The sequence below is a fragment of the Kribbella sp. NPDC056951 genome, assembly GCF_042674205.1.
Classification (GTDB): domain Bacteria; phylum Actinomycetota; class Actinomycetes; order Propionibacteriales; family Kribbellaceae; genus Kribbella; species Kribbella yunnanensis.
This window is the reverse complement of record NZ_JBHUQZ010000006.1, coordinates 391197-407843: the sequence shown is the minus strand read 5'-3', so window position 1 is coordinate 407843 and position 16647 is coordinate 391197. Positions and strand designations below refer to the sequence as shown.

General features: G+C 67.3%; 13 protein-coding genes. 7 read left to right on the top strand and 6 right to left on the bottom strand.

Annotation, left to right across the window (positions count from 1 at the left end):
- Nucleotides 1-18 precede the first annotated feature (18 nt).
- Nucleotides 19-1305, top strand: coding sequence for a UDP-N-acetylglucosamine 1-carboxyvinyltransferase (gene murA / locus ACFTSF_RS25160; RefSeq protein ID WP_380156058.1), 1287 nt, complete (start codon nt 19-21; stop codon nt 1303-1305).
- Nucleotides 1306-1375: 70 nt separating this feature from the next.
- Nucleotides 1376-2551 carry an enoyl-[acyl-carrier-protein] reductase FabV gene (fabV, locus tag ACFTSF_RS25155; protein WP_380156057.1) on the top strand — a complete coding sequence of 392 codons (1176 nt, stop codon included), beginning with the start codon at nt 1376-1378 and terminating at the stop codon, nt 2549-2551.
- A 6-nt stretch (nt 2552-2557) separates the two neighbouring features.
- On the opposite strand, the gene ACFTSF_RS25150 is transcribed toward fabV, so the two are convergent.
- The 4 genes from ACFTSF_RS25150 to ACFTSF_RS25135 form a co-directional block, all read right to left on the bottom strand.
- Nucleotides 2558-3184, bottom strand: coding sequence for a response regulator transcription factor (locus tag ACFTSF_RS25150; RefSeq protein ID WP_380156056.1), 627 nt, complete (start codon nt 3182-3184; stop codon nt 2558-2560).
- The gene (locus ACFTSF_RS25145) at nt 3181-4350 is read right to left on the bottom strand and encodes a sensor histidine kinase (protein ID WP_380156055.1); all 1170 of its coding nucleotides are present in this window, start codon (nt 4348-4350) and stop codon (nt 3181-3183) included. The genes ACFTSF_RS25150 and ACFTSF_RS25145 overlap by 4 nt, the downstream gene beginning before the upstream one ends.
- Before the next feature lie 66 nt (nt 4351-4416).
- Complete coding sequence (locus ACFTSF_RS25140) at nt 4417-5532, bottom strand: ABC transporter substrate-binding protein (RefSeq protein ID WP_380156054.1); 1116 nt, start codon at nt 5530-5532, stop codon at nt 4417-4419.
- Between the two features lie 135 nt (nt 5533-5667).
- Complete coding sequence (locus ACFTSF_RS25135) at nt 5668-8175, bottom strand: DEAD/DEAH box helicase (protein ID WP_380156053.1); 2508 nt, start codon at nt 8173-8175, stop codon at nt 5668-5670.
- A gap of 82 nt (nt 8176-8257) precedes the next feature.
- Here ACFTSF_RS25135 and ACFTSF_RS25130 point away from each other — a divergent pair, with 82 nt between their 5' ends.
- Nucleotides 8258-9178, top strand: a complete 921-nt coding sequence (locus ACFTSF_RS25130; protein WP_380156052.1) for a hypothetical protein — start codon at nt 8258-8260, stop codon at nt 9176-9178.
- On the opposite strand, the gene ACFTSF_RS25125 is transcribed toward ACFTSF_RS25130, so the two are convergent.
- The gene (locus ACFTSF_RS25125; protein ID WP_380156051.1) at nt 9175-9498 is read right to left on the bottom strand and encodes a hypothetical protein; all 324 of its coding nucleotides are present in this window, start codon (nt 9496-9498) and stop codon (nt 9175-9177) included. The genes ACFTSF_RS25130 and ACFTSF_RS25125 overlap by 4 nt on opposite strands.
- Nucleotides 9499-9632: 134 nt before the next feature.
- Here ACFTSF_RS25125 and ACFTSF_RS25120 point away from each other — a divergent pair, with 134 nt between their 5' ends.
- From ACFTSF_RS25120 to ACFTSF_RS25110, 3 genes are all read left to right on the top strand, one after another.
- Nucleotides 9633-9947 carry an STAS domain-containing protein gene (locus ACFTSF_RS25120; protein ID WP_344154784.1) on the top strand — a complete coding sequence of 105 codons (315 nt, stop codon included), beginning with the start codon at nt 9633-9635 and terminating at the stop codon, nt 9945-9947.
- Between the two features lie 86 nt (nt 9948-10033).
- The gene (locus tag ACFTSF_RS25115) at nt 10034-12016 is read left to right on the top strand and encodes a protein meaA (RefSeq protein WP_380156050.1); all 1983 of its coding nucleotides are present in this window, start codon (nt 10034-10036) and stop codon (nt 12014-12016) included.
- A 90-nt stretch (nt 12017-12106) separates the two neighbouring features.
- Nucleotides 12107-14140: a sialate O-acetylesterase gene (locus tag ACFTSF_RS25110; RefSeq protein WP_380156049.1), complete on the top strand. Its 2034-nt coding sequence runs from the start codon at nt 12107-12109 to the stop codon at nt 14138-14140.
- Here ACFTSF_RS25110 and ACFTSF_RS25105 read toward each other — a convergent pair.
- Nucleotides 14137-14625, bottom strand: coding sequence for a pyridoxamine 5'-phosphate oxidase family protein (locus ACFTSF_RS25105; protein WP_380156048.1), 489 nt, complete (start codon nt 14623-14625; stop codon nt 14137-14139). The genes ACFTSF_RS25110 and ACFTSF_RS25105 overlap by 4 nt on opposite strands.
- Nucleotides 14626-14704: 79 nt before the next feature.
- Here ACFTSF_RS25105 and ACFTSF_RS25100 point away from each other — a divergent pair, with 79 nt between their 5' ends.
- On the top strand, nt 14705-16549 hold the full coding sequence (locus ACFTSF_RS25100) for a hypothetical protein (RefSeq protein ID WP_380156047.1): 1845 nt from the start codon (nt 14705-14707) through the stop codon (nt 16547-16549).
- The last annotated feature ends 98 nt before the right edge of the window (nt 16550-16647 follow it).

Below are 16647 nucleotides of genomic sequence, written 5' to 3'. Positions count from 1 at the left end.
AAACGCTACAGTCGACCAGTGGAACGGTTTCGGATCGCGGGTGAGGCACGGCTCGAGGGAGCTGTGGAGGTGGCTGGGGCGAAGAACAGCGTCCTCAAGCTGATGGCGGCGGCGCTGCTGGCGGAGGGGACGACGACGCTGCGGCAGGTGCCCGGCATCCTGGACGTCACCTTCATGGCGCAACTGCTGGACACCCTGGGCTGCTCGGTCACCGTGGATGCGGAGGCCGGACTCGCGACGATCGCCGTACCGGCTGAGATCGGCTACCAGTGCGACTACGACCTGGTGCGCAAGCTCCGGGCCTCCATCTCGGTGCTGGGACCGCTGCTGGGCCGCTGCGGCCGGGCCGAGGTCGCTCTGCCCGGTGGGGACAACATCGGCTCCCGCGGCCTGAACATGCACGTGGCCGGCCTGGAGGCGATGGGCGCCAAGGTGCACATCGAGCACGGGTTCGTGATTGCCGAGGCCCCGCAGGGGCTGCACGGCGCTGAGGTCTGGCTGGACTTCCCGAGCGTCGGGGCGACCGAGACGATCATGATGGCCGCTGTTCTGGCCCGTGGCACGACGGTGATCGAGAACGCCGCCCGTGAGCCCGAGATCCAGGACATCGCGGCGCTGCTGGTCTCCATGGGCGCCCAGATCGACGGTGCGGGCTCACCGCGGATCGAGATCACCGGTGTCAGCGGACTGCTCAAGCCGGTCGAGCACGTCGTCGTACCGGACCGGATCGTTAGTGGTAGCTGGGCATTCGCGGCTGCCATCACTCGTGGTGATGTGACGATCACGAATGGTCACGCCGAGCACCTCGAACTGCCGCTCGACAAGCTGCACAAGGCCGGCGCCGAGATCGAGGTGCTGAACCCCGGCTTCCGGGTCCGGATGAACGAGCGACCGAAGCCGGTCGATGTGGTCACGCTGCCGTACCCCGGCTTCGCCACCGACCTGCAGGCGTTCGTGATCGCGCTGAACGCGCTGAGTGACGGCGCCGCGATGGTCACCGAGAACCTGTTCGAGGGCCGCTTCACATTCGCCCAGGAGCTCACCCGCCTCGGCGCCCAGATCCAGACCGACGGTCACCACGCCGTCGTCCGCGGCGTCCCGCGGCTCTCCGGAGCCCCCGTCGTCGCCTCCGACATCCGCGCCGGCGCCGCCCTCGTCCTGGCCGGCCTGGCCGCCGAGGGCGAGACCCTGGTCTCCGCCGCGCACCACGTACATCGCGGCTACACCGACTTCGCCGGCAACCTCCGTCGCCTCGGCGCCGACGTCACCGTCGAGCCGGACGACGCGGAACTGTACTGGAACTGAGCACGCGTTCTTTCGGCACTCTTCTGGAACTCCTGGCCGATAGCTTCGTTCGGCGGGTTAGGGTCCTGGCATGAGTGAGCGCGTGGTCAAGCCAGTCGGCCGAGGTTTCCTGTTCCTGGACTCACATCCGGCGGGATGTGTGCAGGTGGTCAGAGAGCTGGCCGCTTCCGTCGAGCCACGTACGGCGGAGCGCCGGGTGGCCCTGGTGATCGGTTCCAGCGCGGGTTACGGGCTGGCGACCACGATCGCCGGGCTCGCGCAGTTCGGGATCGACGGCGTCGGGATCGCCTTCGAGAAGGACGCGACCGCCCGTCGGACGGCGTCGGCCGGCTGGTACCGCACAGCCGAGACCGCTCGGTTGGCTGCTGAGCTCGGGCGGGACTTCACCTTCGTGAATGCCGACGCCTTCGCCGACACCACCAAGACCGAGGTGCTCGACCTGATCGCCGAGCGCTTCGGCGGTATCGACCACCTGATCTACAGCGTCGCCGCCCCACGCCGAACCGACCCGCGCACCGGCGAGACGTACCAATCCGCGCTCAAGACGATCGGAGCGCCGTACACGACCAAGTCCCTCGCGTACGACGGCACCGAACCGCAACTGACCGAGGTCACGGTCGACCCGGCGACGGATGACGACCTCGCCCAGACCGTCAAGGTGATGGGCGGCGAAGACTGGGCCCGCTGGATCACCGCCCTCCAGGACCGCGGTCTGCTGAACGAGGGCTTCAACACCGTGGCCCTCACCTACATCGGCTCCGACATCACCAGCGCCATCTACCGCCAAGGCTCCATCGGCACCGCCAAGGCCGACCTCGAGCAGACCGCTATCACCCTCGCCAAGGACGGCCTCAGCGCCTACACCTCCGTCAACGGCGCCGCCGTCACCCAAGCTTCCTCCGCCATCCCCGGCATCGGCCTCTACACCAGCCTCCTGCACAAAACCCTCGGCGACACCATGCAGACCCCCATCGAGCAGTCCATCAACCTCTGGACCCAACTCACGGGCGCCGCCCCCTACGACCTCGACGACGACAACCGCATCCGCCTCGACCGCTGGGAACTAACCCCCGAAGCCCAGTCCGAAGTCCACACCGCCTGGCAATCCGTCACCCAGGAAAACCTCACCCAAGTAGCCGACACCACCTGGTTCTTCACCGAGATCCGCAAGCTCTACGGCTTCGACGTACCAGGCATCGACTACGAAGCCGAGGTCGAGGTCGACATCCCTTGGCCGGCGAAGTAGTCGCGGTCAGCCGGGGGTGACAAGACCCCGGCGGACGGCTTCGGTGACGGCGGCGGCGCGGTTCGCGGCGCCGAGTTTCCGGTAGATGCGGACCAGGTGGGTCTTCACCGTCGCTTCGCTGAGCAACAGGTCCGCCGCGATCTCGCGATTGCTGTGGCCGAGGGACAGCAGTCGCAGAACACCGATCTCGCGGTCACTCAGCTCGGAACTGGGAGCGATCGCCTCGTCCACGAGCAGACCGATCGCCTCCTGAGCGATGCCGGTACCGCCACCACCGGCGGTTCGGAGCGCACGGAACAGCTCGTCGGGTGGACCTGCCTTGAGGACGTAGCCCCGCGCACCGGCCGCGAGGGCCAGCGCGATATCCGTGCGGGTCCCGTGGCTGGTCAGGACGACGACCTTCGCCTGCGGCGCGACGGCGGCGATCCGGCGGGTCGCCTCGACGCCGTCGATCGCGCCCTTCTCCAGCCGCAGATCCATCAGGACGAGATCGGGCCGCAGATCGAGCACCAGCGTGATCGCTTCCGCACCGTCACCGGTCTCGCCGACCACCTCGAAGCCGGGTTCGCCTTCGAGCAGCGCCCGCAGTCCGGCACGAACGACCTTGTGGTCGTCGACCAGTAGCACCCTCATCCGGCCGACGCCTCGGCGGCGTAGCCGAACGGGATGTCGGCGGTCAGCGCCGTACCGCTTCCGGGAGTGCTCTGGAGGCTCAGCGTGCCGCCCAGGTGGCCGAGCCGCTCCCGCAACCCCGGCAGGCCGTAGCCGCGATTCACGCCGGCATCGGAGGTGAGGCCGGTGCCGTTGTCGCGGACCTCCAGCTGCACGGACGCGAGACGCCAGTCGAGGACGACCTGGATCCGGTCCGCGGCCGCGTGGTCCCGGACGTTCGCCAAGGCGCCCTGCGCGGTTCGCAGCAGGGCCGTCTCGAGCTCCGGGCCGATCGGTCGCGGATCACCCGTCACCTTGAGCTCGACTGTTGCGCCGTACTGCTGCTCCCGCCTGCACAGCTCGGCCAACGCCGCCGGCAGGCTACCGTCCGCCAGCTCCGCCGGGGTCAGGTCAGCGATCAACCGCCGAGCCTGTACGACGTTGTCGCCCAGCGTCTCGGCGACATCCCGCATCCGCTGTCGTGCCCTGGCCGGATCCGCATCCCAGTCCCGATCCGCCGCCTGCAGAAGCATCCGGCTGCCCGCCAGCTCCTGGGTGAGGGTGTCATGGATCTCGCGGGCCAGCCGGGCTCGCTCGGCCGATGCTCCCGCCTCGCGCTGCTGCTCGGCCAACTGGTCGCGGGTGGCCGCGAGGTCGTCGATCAGTTGCTGCCGCGCGGCGGTGTCCCGTTGCTGACCGGCGTACAGGGCGACGGTCGCCAGGATCGCGGCGGCCGGCGGGAGGAAGAGCTCGAAGTTGCCGGACCGGCGGAACATCGTGACCACGAGCAGGCCGGTGAGGATACTGATGGCGATGATCGCCGGTCTCGGTGGGAGAGCGCGCAGGATCAGGCAGGCCAGTGGAATCGTCAGCCACGCGTAGACCGCGGCGTACGAGGCCGGCAGGGTCATTGCCACCAGCAACCAAACGGCCGCGATCGCTGCGATCAGCACCGGCTGCCAGCTGCCGAGCCGGTGCCCGCCCCGGACCGTCAGGGCATAGCCGCCGGACAGCAGGACGCTCAGCACCAGCACCCGGTGGCACAACGGACTGTCGATGCTGAACAGGCGGACCAACGACCCGACGACGATCAGCCCGAACGCCACATGCATGGCGATCTCCAAGCGGGACACCGCGCTCCGGGACACGTCAGCCTCCTGCCGTCGAGGATTCTGCTGGCCGAGTCTAACGGCGGCTGCCAACATCGGGATCGGTCAGCGCCCTGGGTGCAGACCCAGCCAGCCGGGGCTCGGGAGGCCGGTCACCTCACCGAAGTACAGGCTGAACGTCTGGCGCCACCGCTCGACCTCGGCACGGTCGGCCATGAAAGCGGGAAATCCGTCCAGGGTGGCGTTGCGATAGGTCCAGATCGGCCGCAGGCCGGTGCCGGGAGCAACATCGGTCCGGACCGACCATCCGTTGTAGGCGGTCTGCTGCACCGCCTGGCTGAGCTGCCAGTTGAGGTAGAGCTTGGCGGCGGCCCGGTTCTTGCCCGCGGCGAAGATCGCGGCCCGCTGCCCCCAGGCCATGAACGGATCGCTCGCCGGCACGATCCAGCGCACCCGCCCGGTACCGCGCGGATCGCCGGAGCCCCCGACACCGACCACCTTCTCCCTCGCCGCGAGTGCCTTCGCCGGTGTGTCGCTGCCACGGCCGAAGGCGAGCTGCTGCTGGGCCAGCTCGGCGATCCACGCCCAGCCGTACGTCTCGGCGTACCGCTTGAAGAGGTAGAGCGTGGCGTCATCGTCGTTCGGGTACGCCGATGCGATCCGCCCGCGCCAGCGCGGATCGGTCAGGTCCTTCGGGGTGCGGGGCGCGTCCGCGCCGGCCGCCTCGGCGTCGTACGAGAAACTGAAGCTGTACACGGCAATCGCGGTCCAGGCACCGTCGCGGTCCTTGAAGCTGTTGTGGACCCGCCCGAACCCGGCGGGCTTGTAGCGCAGCAGGCGGCCTTCGCGGTTCCAGCGGTCGAAGTTCTGGACGGTCTGCAGTTGCGCGACATCCGGCACCAGTGTCCCGGTGGCGAACTGGTTGTCGATGCGGACGTCGTGGAACTTGCTGTAGTCGACGACAACGGTCAGATCGATCTCGGGGAACCTGGCCCGGAAGGCGGCCGCCATGAAGTTCTGCTGAGTGGCGGTGTCGCCACCCGCGTAGATCACCAGCTTGCCGGTTTCGGCGACCGCGGCGCGGTACAACTCATCGAGCGAGCGCGTCTCCTCAGGCCCACCTGCGGCCGTGGCCGGGCCGGCCGATCCGAGTACGGCGGCCGCACCCAGCCCGGCGCCGGCCCCGAGAATCGTCCGGCGGCCGAGTCCTCGATCGTTCATGATGAGCGGTCCTCTCTGATGGAATCCCTTACTCAGAGATCGTCGCCGTCCAGGACCGGCTCCCGCGTCCATCAGCCGGTTCTTCTCCGCGCCGAACAGCTACTCCTGGTTCATCCTTTCGGTTGAACGCAGCCGTCAGAGCGGTTTGAAGGAGACCATTTCGAGGATCAGTTCGCCGGCTTCGTCGGAGGCGGTGAGGTCTACGGAGGCCGTGATGCGCCAGTCGTGGTTGCCTTCGGGGTCGTCGATGATTTGCTGGACTTCCCAGTAGCCGGGGTGTTCTTCGACCAGGAAGAGGGCGGGACCGCGGGCGGCGGGGCCGGTGCTGACGGTGTCGTGTTCGGCGTAGTACGTCGTACCGGCTTCGGCCCAGCGGGCGGCGTCCCAGCCGGAGTCGGTGTCGAGTTGGCCCAGTTCGGCCCAGCGGTGGCGGGCTACCAGTTCGACGCGGCGGAAGACGGCGTTGCGGACGAGGACGCGGAAGGCGCGGGTGTTGAGGGTGATGCGGCGCGGGCCGACGGGGGTGACCTCGACCTCTTCGGTGATCGGGTTGGTGAGTTCTTCCCACTCGTCGAGGAGGCTGGAGTCGGTCTGGCGGACGACCTCGCCGAGCCACTCGATCAGGTCGGTGAGGTCCTCGTTCGCCTTGTCCGGTGGGACTGTCTGGCGCAGTGCCTTGTAGGCGTCGCTCAGGTAGCGCAGGACGATGCCCTCGGAGCGCGCGAGGCCGTAGTACTGGATGTATTCGCCAAACGTCATCGCCCGCTCGAACATGTCCCGTACGACGGACTTCGGCGACAGTCCGGCCTCGGCGATCCACGGGTGTGTCTGCCGGTAGATCTCCAAAGTTGCCTCGAGCAACTCTTCGAGGGGTTTCGGCCAGCTGATCTCCTCGAGCAGTTCCATCCGCTCGTCGTACTCGATCCCGTCGGCCTTCATGCCCTGGATGGCTTCGCCCTTGGCGTGGTGCAGCTGCGCCATCAGGATCGCGCGCGGGTCCTCAAGAGTCGCCTCGACCACAGAGACCACATCGAGCGCGTACAGCGGGTCCTCGGGGTCGAGCAGGTCGAGCGCGGCCAGGGCGAACGTCGACAGCGGCTGGTTGAGCGAGAAGTCCTTCTGCAGATCCACCGTCAGTCGCAGCGACCGGCCGAACTCGTCGGGCTCCGGCAGCCGCTCGACCACGCCCGCGGTCACCAGCGTGCGGTAGATCTGGATCGCGCGGCGGATCAGGTGTCGCTGCTGTTTGGTGTCCTCGTGGTTGTCCTGCAGCAGGTGCCGCATGCTCGCGAACGCGTCGCCGTCGCGGGCGATCACGTTCAGCAGCATGGCGTGGTTGACCCGCATCCGCGACTGCAGCGGTTCGGGGTCGGCGGCGACGAGCCGGTCGAAGGTGTCTTCGCCCCAGGTGACGAAACCCTCCGGCGGCTTCTTGCGCTGGACCCGGCGCTGCTTCTTCGGGTCGTCACCGGCCTTCGCGAGCAGCTTGACGTTCTCGACCACGTGATCAGGCGCCTGTACGACGACCGTGCCCGACGTGTCGTATCCCGCGCGACCCGCCCGGCCCGCGATCTGGTGGAACTCACGCGCCTTGAGGATGCGCTGCCGGCGCCCGTCGTATTTGCTGAGCGCGGTCAGCAGCACCGTCCGGATCGGCACGTTGATACCGACCCCGAGCGTGTCCGTCCCGCAGATGACCTTCAGCAGCCCCGCCTGCGCGAGCTGCTCGACGAGCCGCCGGTACTTCGGGAGCATGCCGGCGTGGTGGACGCCGATGCCGTGCATGATGAGCCGCTGCAGTGTCCTGCCGAAGCCGGAGCCGAACCGGAAATGCCCGATCAGCTCCTTGATCTTGTCCTTCTCCTCCTTCGTGCAGACATTGATGCTGGTCAGCGCCTGAGCGCGTTCCAGTGCTGACGCCTGGGTGAAGTGGACGACGTAGACCGGGGCCTGGTGGGTGACCAGCAGTTCGGCGAGCGTCTCGTGCAGCGGTGACGTGACGTACTTGTAGATCAGCGGAACCGGGCGTTCACCCGACGAGACGATCGCAGTCGGCTGGCCGGTACGGCGGGACAGGTCGATCTTGAACCGCTCGACATCACCGAGGGTCGCGGACATCAGGATGAACTGCGCGTGCGGCAACTCGAGCAACGGCACCTGCCACGCCCAGCCGCGATCCGGCTCGGAGTAGAAATGGAACTCGTCCATCACCACTTGACCGACATCGGCGGCCGCGCCCTCGCGCAACGCGACGTTCGCCAGGACCTCCGCCGTACAGCAGATGATCGGCGCGCCCGCGTTCACCGACGCGTCGCCGGTCAGCATCCCGACCTTGTCCGCGCCGAACACGTCGCACAGCGCGAAGAACTTCTCCGACACCAGCGCCTTGATCGGCGCCGTGTAGAACGTCCGCTTCCCGTGCGCGAGCGCGGCGAAGTGCGAGCCGGTCGCGACCAGGCTCTTCCCGGACCCGGTCGGGGTGGACAGGATCACGTTCGATCCGGTCATCACCTCGATCAACGCCTCTTCCTGCGCCGGGTACAACGAGATCCCCTGCTCCGCCACCCACCGCGCGAACGCGTCGTACAGCTCGTCAGGCTCGGTCGTCCCCGGCAACATCTCGGTCAGCGTCATCGGGGCCATTGTCCCTCACGCGCCGAATCGTGTTGCACACAGCTGCGACCCGGCCGCACCATGTGACGCAGGACAAAGGGTGGGGGACACCATGGCAGCGTCCGCCGGGGCGAAGACAGTGATCCAGTCCGTCGATCCGAAGCGTCTGGCGGGCTCGGCGCTCGTCGGCACGCTCACCTTGGAAGCGATCCTGCTGTTCTCGGCAGGCGCCAACAACGCCTTCACAGCCCGGCAGCTGCCCAGCCACGTGCTCGCGGTGATCGTCGGCACGCTCGGCGGCTGGATCTTCGAGCTGTTCCGGCAGCTGCTGTCGGCGACGTCCAACTCGCTCGAGGAGCTCGGCCGCCTCAACGCGAGCCTGGGCGCGCTGACCGAGCGCATCGACTACCAGGAGACCGCGCTCGGCATGCTGACCAGCTGCCCGCGGCACAACGACGCACTCTCGAAGCTGATCAGGTCCTCGATGAGTGACAACTTCCGCAACATCCCGTACGTCGGCCCGGCCGCCTACCTCGGGTATCTGCGCAGCGCCGTCGAGCACTCGGACGGTTACGAAGGGATCCAGCGCAACACTCTTCGGTGGTACCAGGAGAGCGGCGCGACGGCGTATCTGCAGGAGCTGAAGAGCAAGCGGATGAAGTTCAAGACCCGCCTGTTCGTGATCGACGACGACGAGGCCGAGCAGATGGAACGCGATCTCGCTGACGAGGAACTGCTGGCGTTCTACTGGCAGCACACCGGGGATGTCGCGAGCTACTGGATCACCGTCTCGGACTACCGGCGGAACTACCCCGCTCTGATCATTCCGCGCGACTTCGCGCTCTACGACCACACCCTGCTGATCACGTACGACGAAGACAAGCAGATCCTGTCGTTCGACGTACTGGACCCAGGGCAGTCACCGCAAGCGCAGATCTTCCGCACCCTGCACGAGCTCACCCGGCACCAGGCCGCCGCGTTCCGCCCGGTCCCACACGTCGGAGCAACAGCGACGGACGGCAGCCGGCGCTAATGGGTATCTAGGAGCCCGCGCGCAGCGGCCTCGTCCTTGGGCCAGACGTAGACGGTCCACCCGTCCTTGGTGCGGGCAGTCGTGGCCTTGATGCCGAAGTCCTTCAGCTTCGAGACCGTGATCCGGGCCTCGTTGTGGCTGTTCTCGGTCCGTACGTCGATCAGCAGGCCGAAGGAGTCCCGCTCGGCCGGGCGGTCGTCGACCCGGCGGACCAGCGAACCGCGTCTCGACTTCGAGAACGCCCACCGGCAGAGCAGCACCATCACCCCGGCGAAGGCGAGGGCCACGACGGGGAACAGGAAATACCGCTCGGCGAACACATACCCCATTCTGTCCCGAAACAAAATCTCGTGAAGCCTTGGCAACCTTCCGTGTCTCCAGGGAGTCTTTACGAACACACGCGCACTCAGCGGCCGATCACTCGGGGGCCGCCGGACGAGTGGAGGGCACGGACATGAACGCACCGACCCATGACAACGTCATACATCTGACCGGCATCCTGGACGTCCGCTCGGTAGGCGACGTCCGGCAGACTCTCAACCAGCTGATCGACACCTCGTCAGGCGACGTGATCGTCGATCTGGAAGCCGTGGACGCGGTCGACGCGACCGGCCTGGGTCTCCTGGTGGCGACCCATCGCCGCACCCAGCTCCTGGGCCGTCAGCTCGTCCTGTGGCACCCCCTCCCGTCCGTGGTGCGCATCCTGGCGGTCACCCGCCTGCACCGCATCCTGCACGTGGAGCGCACACCCCTGCCGATGACTGCCTAATGTGACCCTGAATGTGACCTAGCCCCCTGGTGACACGAGTCACGAGGGGGCGACTCACAAGCTCACACAGTCCTACTCTCGGGTACATGACGACTGGTGAGCGGGACCGGCCGTGGGTGATGCGGACGTACGCGGGGCACTCGTCCGCGGCGGAGTCGAACGCGCTGTTCCGGCGGAACCTGGCCAAGGGGCAGACGGGGTTGTCGGTGGCGTTCGATCTGCCGACGCAGACCGGGTACGACGCCGACCATCCGCTGGCCAAGGGGGAGGTCGGCAAGGTCGGGGTGCCGGTGGCGCATCTGGGGGATGTGCGGGCGCTGTTCGATCAGATTCCGCTGGCGCAGATGAACACGTCGATGACGATCAACGCGCCGGCCATGTGGTTGCTCGCGCTGTACCAGGTCGCGGCGCAGGAGCAGGGCGCGCTGCCGTCGGAGCTGACCGGTACGACGCAGAACGACATCGTCAAGGAGTACCTGTCCCGTGGCACGTACGCGTTCCCGCCGGACGCGTCGCTGCGGCTGACTACCGACCTGATCGCCTACACGGTCGCGAACGTGCCCAAGTGGAACCCGATCAACATCTGCAGCTACCACCTGCAAGAGGCCGGGGCTACTCCGGTGCAGGAGCTCGCGTTCGCGCTCTCCACGGCGATCGCCGTACTGGATCGGGTGCGAGACGGCGGACAGGTCGATCCGGAGCGTTTCGGTGATGTCGTGCAGCGCATCTCCTTCTTCGTGAACTCTGGTGTGCGGTTCATCGAGGAGATGTGCAAGATGCGTGCGTTCGTCCAGCTGTGGGACGAGCTGACGCTGGAGCGCTACGGCATCACGGACCCCAAGGCGCGACGACTCCGGTACGGCGTCCAGGTCAACTCGCTCGGTCTCACCGAGGCGCAGCCTGAGAACAACGTGCAGCGGATCGTGCTGGAGATGCTCGGAGTCACTCTGTCCAAGAACGCCCGGGCGCGTGCGGTGCAATTGCCGGCGTGGAACGAGGCACTCGGCCTCCCAAGGCCGTGGGACCAGCAGTGGTCGCTCCGGATGCAGCAGGTGCTTGCGTACGAGTCCGACCTGCTCGAGTACGACGACATCTTCGACGGCTCGCATGTCATCGCGGCCAAGGTGGATGAGCTGGTCGCCGGGGCGCGCGAGGAGATCGACCGCGTGCAGGCGATGGGCGGTGCGGTCGTGGCCGTGGAGAGTGGCTATCTGAAGAGCGCTCTGGTCGGTTCACACGCGGAGCGCTGGCAGCGGATCGAGTCCGGTGAGCAGGTCGTCGTTGGCGTCAACAAGTTCGAGAACACCGAGCCGTCGCCGCTGACCGCTGACCTGGACACTGCGATCCAGACCGTCGACCCGGCCGCCGAACAGGCCGCTCTGACCTCTCTGCGCGAGTGGCGGTCGCAGCGGGACCAGCAGGCGGTTGAGACCGCTCTGACGAAGCTGCGTGAGACCGCGAAGGGCACCGACAACCTGATGCCCGCAACGCTCGAGTGCGTCCGGGCCGGGGTGACCACGGGCGAGTGGTCCGGCGTACTGCGGGAGATGTTCGGCGAGTACCGTGCGCCGACCGGCGTGTCCGGATCGGTGGGGGTGTCCGCCGGTGGTGAGGCGATCGCAGCGGTCCGGGAGAAGGTGGCCGAGACCTCAAGCGAGTTGGGCGGCCGGCTGCGGTTCCTGGTCGGCAAGCCTGGGCTGGACGGTCACTCGAACGGCGCCGAGCAGGTCGCAGTCCGGGCCCGTGACGTCGGCTTCGAGGTGATCTACCAGGGCATCCGCCTGACGCCCGAGCAGATCGTGGCGGCCGCAGTGGCCGAGGACGTGCACTGTGTCGGGTTGTCGATCCTGTCCGGCTCGCACATGGAGCTGGTGCCGGCTGTCGTGGCAGGTCTGCGCGAGGCGGGTCTCGAAGACGTGCCGGTGGTCGTCGGCGGCATCGTGCCGGACGCTGACGCGAGGGCGCTGCTGGCGTCCGGTGTGGCGGCCGTCTACACCCCGAAGGACTACGACCTGACCGGGATGATGGCCGATATGGTCGAGGTCATCCGGGCGGCGAACAAACTTTAAGGCGCGCGAAGGATTCCCCCGGCAATCGTGGTCCAGTGGTAGGTTTCCGACGCCCGTAGTCGACATCGCCCCTCTGTCGGAGGTCCCGCCATGCCTCGGTCCTCGCTTGCCATAGTCAGCACAGTCCTCGCCGCCATCGCAGCTCTCGGCGTCAGCCCCGCGTCGGCCGATACCCAGGCCGCCGGTTGCGACGCAGCCGCCGCCGGATACACCACGGCTCTCCAGATCAACCTGCCCACGTCCGCGAACTGGCTCAACACGACGCCGCCGTACACGGTGAACAACACCGCGGCGATCGGCTCCAACTTCGATCGGGTCGGCTACTGCCTCGAGCTGAACGGCCCGAAGGGCGCTCAGTGGGTGTGGACGGCGATGGCGCCGTTCACCAGCGATGCGAAGGGGCTGGGCCTGCAGACGTCCACCGGTCAGCTCTTCCGGCAGCAGGTCGGCGACCTCGAGGTCGCGTCCAATGTGGCCGGCGTGACGACCGGAACCGGTCAGACCGGCTACATCGAGATGTGGCCGAACCAGTACAGCGGTTCCGCCAGCGGCCAGGTCCCCAACGCCTCGGCGACCACGTACGACGCTGATGACAGCCCGACGACGGTGATCGGCCACGGCACATTCCAGATCCACCAGATCGGTGCGACCAAGCCGTCGACCGTGCCTGCCAAGCCGGTGCTATCGATCAACAGGTTCTCCGAAGCGGCCGGTAAGGTCCTGGCACTCGGCATCGGTACCAACACCAGTGGGGCGCCCGACTGGACGCTGACCGACAACGCGGCGTCGTACACGCAGCGCAAGCTGACCGTCTACGCCCGCCCGTCGCTGGTGAAGCTGACCGAGATGCCCCAGGACCTGAAGCTGATTCCGCGCGACGCTCAGAACGGTGCGAACCCCGCAGTGGCCGGTGAAGTCACTGGTGCCGGGGTGGATCAGGTCGAGCTGCGTGTCACCGGCAACGGCGAGACGCAGACCTTCACAGCGCCAGCCTCAGCGCCCTTCCGGTTCACACCGCGCATCCTGGCGGGCCTATGGGACTACACGTTCGAGCTGAGAGCCACCGGGCCCGGAGTCGACCGGGTCGTGGCCAGGCGCACCGGCATCGTCTCCGGTGATGTCTACGTCGTACAAGGCCAATCGAACGCTGAGGCGGCCAAACGCACAGGTGCCGCGAACGTCGAGGAATCGCCCTACCTGAGGAGCTACGGCAGCTCGAACGCCGAAGCGGGTATCTCCGGCGCCGACCGGGTCTGGCACTACGCGACCGGCGACGTGACGCAGCAGTCCGGCTCGGCCGGCCAGTGGGCGATCCGGATGGGCCGTCGGATCGTCGACACGTACGGCGTCCCCGTGGCGCTGTTCAACGGCTCTCACGGCGGGAAGCCGGTCAGCTTCTTCCAGCGCAACGACACCACCCCGAACGACCTCTCCACCAACTACGGACGGCTGCGTAGCCGCCTGCAGGCGTCTGGAGTGCTCAGCCGGGTCAAGGGCGTGCTCTGGTACCAGGGCGAAGCGGAGAGCGACAACGCCTCAGTCCACGTCTCCGGCTTCACCTCACTGCTGGCGGACTGGCGAACCGAGATGACCACTGCGAAGTACTTCGTCTACCAGGTCCGCACGTCGCCCTGTAACAACACCACGAACATCAACCTCCGCGACGCGCAGCGCAAGCTCGGTGACACCCACAACGTCACGCTGCTGTCGACGACCGCCCTGCCCGGCCACGACGGCTGCCACTACGCCTACGCCGATGGCTACCGCGAGATGGGCGACCAGACGTTCGCCGTACTGGCTAGAGACCTGTACGGCGGCCCGTCGGCCGGTGTGGCTCCGCCGAACCCGGCCAGCGTCACCAAGAGCGGTACGACCCTCACTGTGAAGCTCCGGTCGGCTGACCCGCTGACAGTGGATGCCGGAGTGGGCGCTGACTTCCGCCTGGTCGGCTCCACCGTCACGGTCACCTCGGTGGTCTACCAAGCCGACGGCTCGCTCAAGCTGTCCCTGTCCGGTACGCCGACCGGTGCGACCGCACTCGTCTACCAGGGACACCTGAAGACAGGGCCGGCGATTACCAACGCCACCGGAACCGGACTACTCGCGTTCAGCCTGGCCATCTAGGCGCTCGTCTTCTCCTTGATCAGGTCCTCGACGGCCTTCGGGATGGTGGTCTCGAAGTCCAGCAGCTTGGCCCAGGTCAGCGTCACCGTGATGACGGTCATCTCGGTGTAGAGGCCCTTCACGCCGGCCACCCAGTCGACGTACTGGTCGTCGGTCATCACCTTGTGACCGGCGACCAGGTAGCCCTCCGGGATGCCCTGGACGAGCTCGACCTCGGCCGTGCCGCGCAGCAGCAGCACCTTGGGCGGGAAGGCGCCCTTGTCGATGGTCAGGGCGACCTTCGGGTTCTTCTTCAGCGCGGCGACCTTGGCCGACTTCGGCACGGTCGCGATGAGCAGCTTGCCGCCCTCCATCCAGAACCCGATCGGGACCACCCGCGGGTCGCCGTCCAGGCCGTCGTAGGCGAACCGGGCCGGCTCGGGGCCGTTCAGCAGCTGCTGGGAGTAGGGCTTGGCGAGGATCGTGGAGATTTCTTCGGGGGTCATTTCGAGTCCTTCCGGTTGGTGTTCTCATCAGGGGGACGAAGCCATCCGGCGGTCCTCGACATCAGTAGGTTGGGGAATTGTGGAATCTTTCGGATTCGGTCCCGGGACGGTTCAGATCGCCGACGACGGCGCCGTCGCGCAGGTCCTGCACCCAGACGGCCGTGAGGTGCTCCAGCGCGTCTGGGGCAAGGGTTTCGTCATCACCGACCGCGGCAGCCACCGCTTCGACCAGCCGGCGCTGATGCGCTGGCGAAGCACCGGAGTCGACCTCCTGTACCAGCTGGGCGACCTGGAGCTTCGGGTCGGCCGCCGCTTCGGCGACCGCTGGACTGAGACCTACGAACTCCGCAATCCGACCGCTGAGCCGGTAGAGATCGGTTCCCTGGCGATCAGTACGCCGTACCGCGACGTGTACCGCTCGAGTCGCGAGAGCCTCACCGGTGCGCTCCATGCACACGTGTGGACCGGTGGAGCGGACTCCTGGGTCTGGGCGGTTCCGATGGACGGCAGTGGTCCCGGTCTGGGGCTCCAGCTCAAAGAGGGCGAGCTCTGGGCGTACTCCGTCGAGTCCCGTGAGCACAGCAGTGGCAGCAATACCCGCGGCCACCTCTACCTGCACGTCACCGACCACGCACGCGCACCGCACGCCATGGGCGGTCAGCCGCAGATCACGCTCGCCCCGGGCGCGTCGTACCGGTGGACCTGGCAGCTCGGTTGGTACGACGACCTGCCCGCGTTTCACGCCGATCGGCAGCCACGGCTCGCTGCGGACCGATTGGCAGCCGAGGTGGGGGAGACGATCGAAGTACATGGCCATGGCTCCGTCACCGGTGCCCAGCCCGGCCTGAGGTATGTCGAGGCCGATGGTGCGCGGATCGCGTTGCTGTTCCACGAGCCGCTGCGTGTGATCGCAGAGCGTCGTGTGCGGTTCGTCCTGGATCACCAGCGTCGTCCGGAGCTGACGGACAGTCGCCAGTACGCCTTCGTCCCGTACGACGTCGACAGCGGACTGACTGTGCAGGCCAACGACTGGCGGGACTGGTCCGACGGCCGCGAGCGCATCGGCATGGCGCTACTGCTCCAGGAGGTCCGAGATCGCGGCTGGGGCGACCGTGGCGAGCTCGACGAAGCACTGGCTGGGTATGAGCGCTTCGTCCACGACTATCTGGTCGACGAGGACGGCACGGTCCAGGAAGACAGCGAGCATCGCGGCGAGGTGCGGCTCTACAACTTCCCGTGGTTCGCACGGTTCCTGCTGGGCCAGGGCGACCGGGACGGTGCCGTACGCATCCTCAACCGGTACTACGAGCTGGGCGGCGACCACTTCCTCGCCTTCGATCTAGGACCGTTACTGACCGAGCTGGGACTACATGACCATCTAGTCCGGCATGCGCGCACGTTTCTCCAGTACGGCGACGAGCTGCCGCCTCACGAGGTGAATTACGAACAATCTATGGTCGCGCCGCTCCTCGAGCTCCTGGTCGCGGCGTACCGGATTGCACCCGACCAGATCGACGCTGCCGAACTCAGCCGCCGACTGCCGTGGCTGACCGCGTTCGCCGCCGACCAGCCCGACGTACGGCTGCGACACGTACCGATTCGGCACTGGGACGGCTACTGGTTCGGACGACTGCGGCTCTGGGGTGACGTCTTCCCGCACTACTGGTCTGTGCTCAGTGCGGCCGTGTACGACGCTTGGCCGCGCGAGCTGGTCACGGAGACGCAGGCAGCCTGGTTAGACGCTGCGGCAGATGCCATCCTGCGCGCGAACCTCGTCAACTTCGCACCGGACGGTACGGCGACCTGTGCGTTCGTCTACCCGAGTTGTGTGAACGGGCAGCCGGCGCACGTCGCGGACCCGCTCGCCAACGACCAGGACTGGGCGCTGGTCTATGCCCTGCGTCAGAAAAACTCAGCGTTCTAACGATGGAAGGTGGTAAAAGCACCACAGGCGAGTGAGAGATGACACCGGCAGTTTACGAAAGATAACTACCTTTGCTGGGGTGCCGGATGGTAACTTCA

Coding starts and splice junctions, on each gene's coding strand:
- ACFTSF_RS25115 (WP_380156050.1), top strand. CDS start 10,034: ATGACGACTGGTGAGCGGGACCGGCCGTGGGTGATGCGGACGTACGCG.
- ACFTSF_RS25110 (WP_380156049.1), top strand. CDS start 12,107: ATGCCTCGGTCCTCGCTTGCCATAGTCAGCACAGTCCTCGCCGCCATC.
- ACFTSF_RS25130 (WP_380156052.1), top strand. CDS start 8,258: ATGGCAGCGTCCGCCGGGGCGAAGACAGTGATCCAGTCCGTCGATCCG.
- ACFTSF_RS25120 (WP_344154784.1), top strand. CDS start 9,633: ATGAACGCACCGACCCATGACAACGTCATACATCTGACCGGCATCCTG.
- ACFTSF_RS25135 (WP_380156053.1), bottom strand. CDS start 8,175: ATGGCCCCGATGACGCTGACCGAGATGTTGCCGGGGACGACCGAGCCT.
- fabV (WP_380156057.1), top strand. CDS start 1,376: ATGAGTGAGCGCGTGGTCAAGCCAGTCGGCCGAGGTTTCCTGTTCCTG.
- ACFTSF_RS25150 (WP_380156056.1), bottom strand. CDS start 3,184: ATGAGGGTGCTACTGGTCGACGACCACAAGGTCGTTCGTGCCGGACTG.
- ACFTSF_RS25105 (WP_380156048.1), bottom strand. CDS start 14,625: ATGACCCCCGAAGAAATCTCCACGATCCTCGCCAAGCCCTACTCCCAG.
- ACFTSF_RS25140 (WP_380156054.1), bottom strand. CDS start 5,532: ATGAACGATCGAGGACTCGGCCGCCGGACGATTCTCGGGGCCGGCGCC.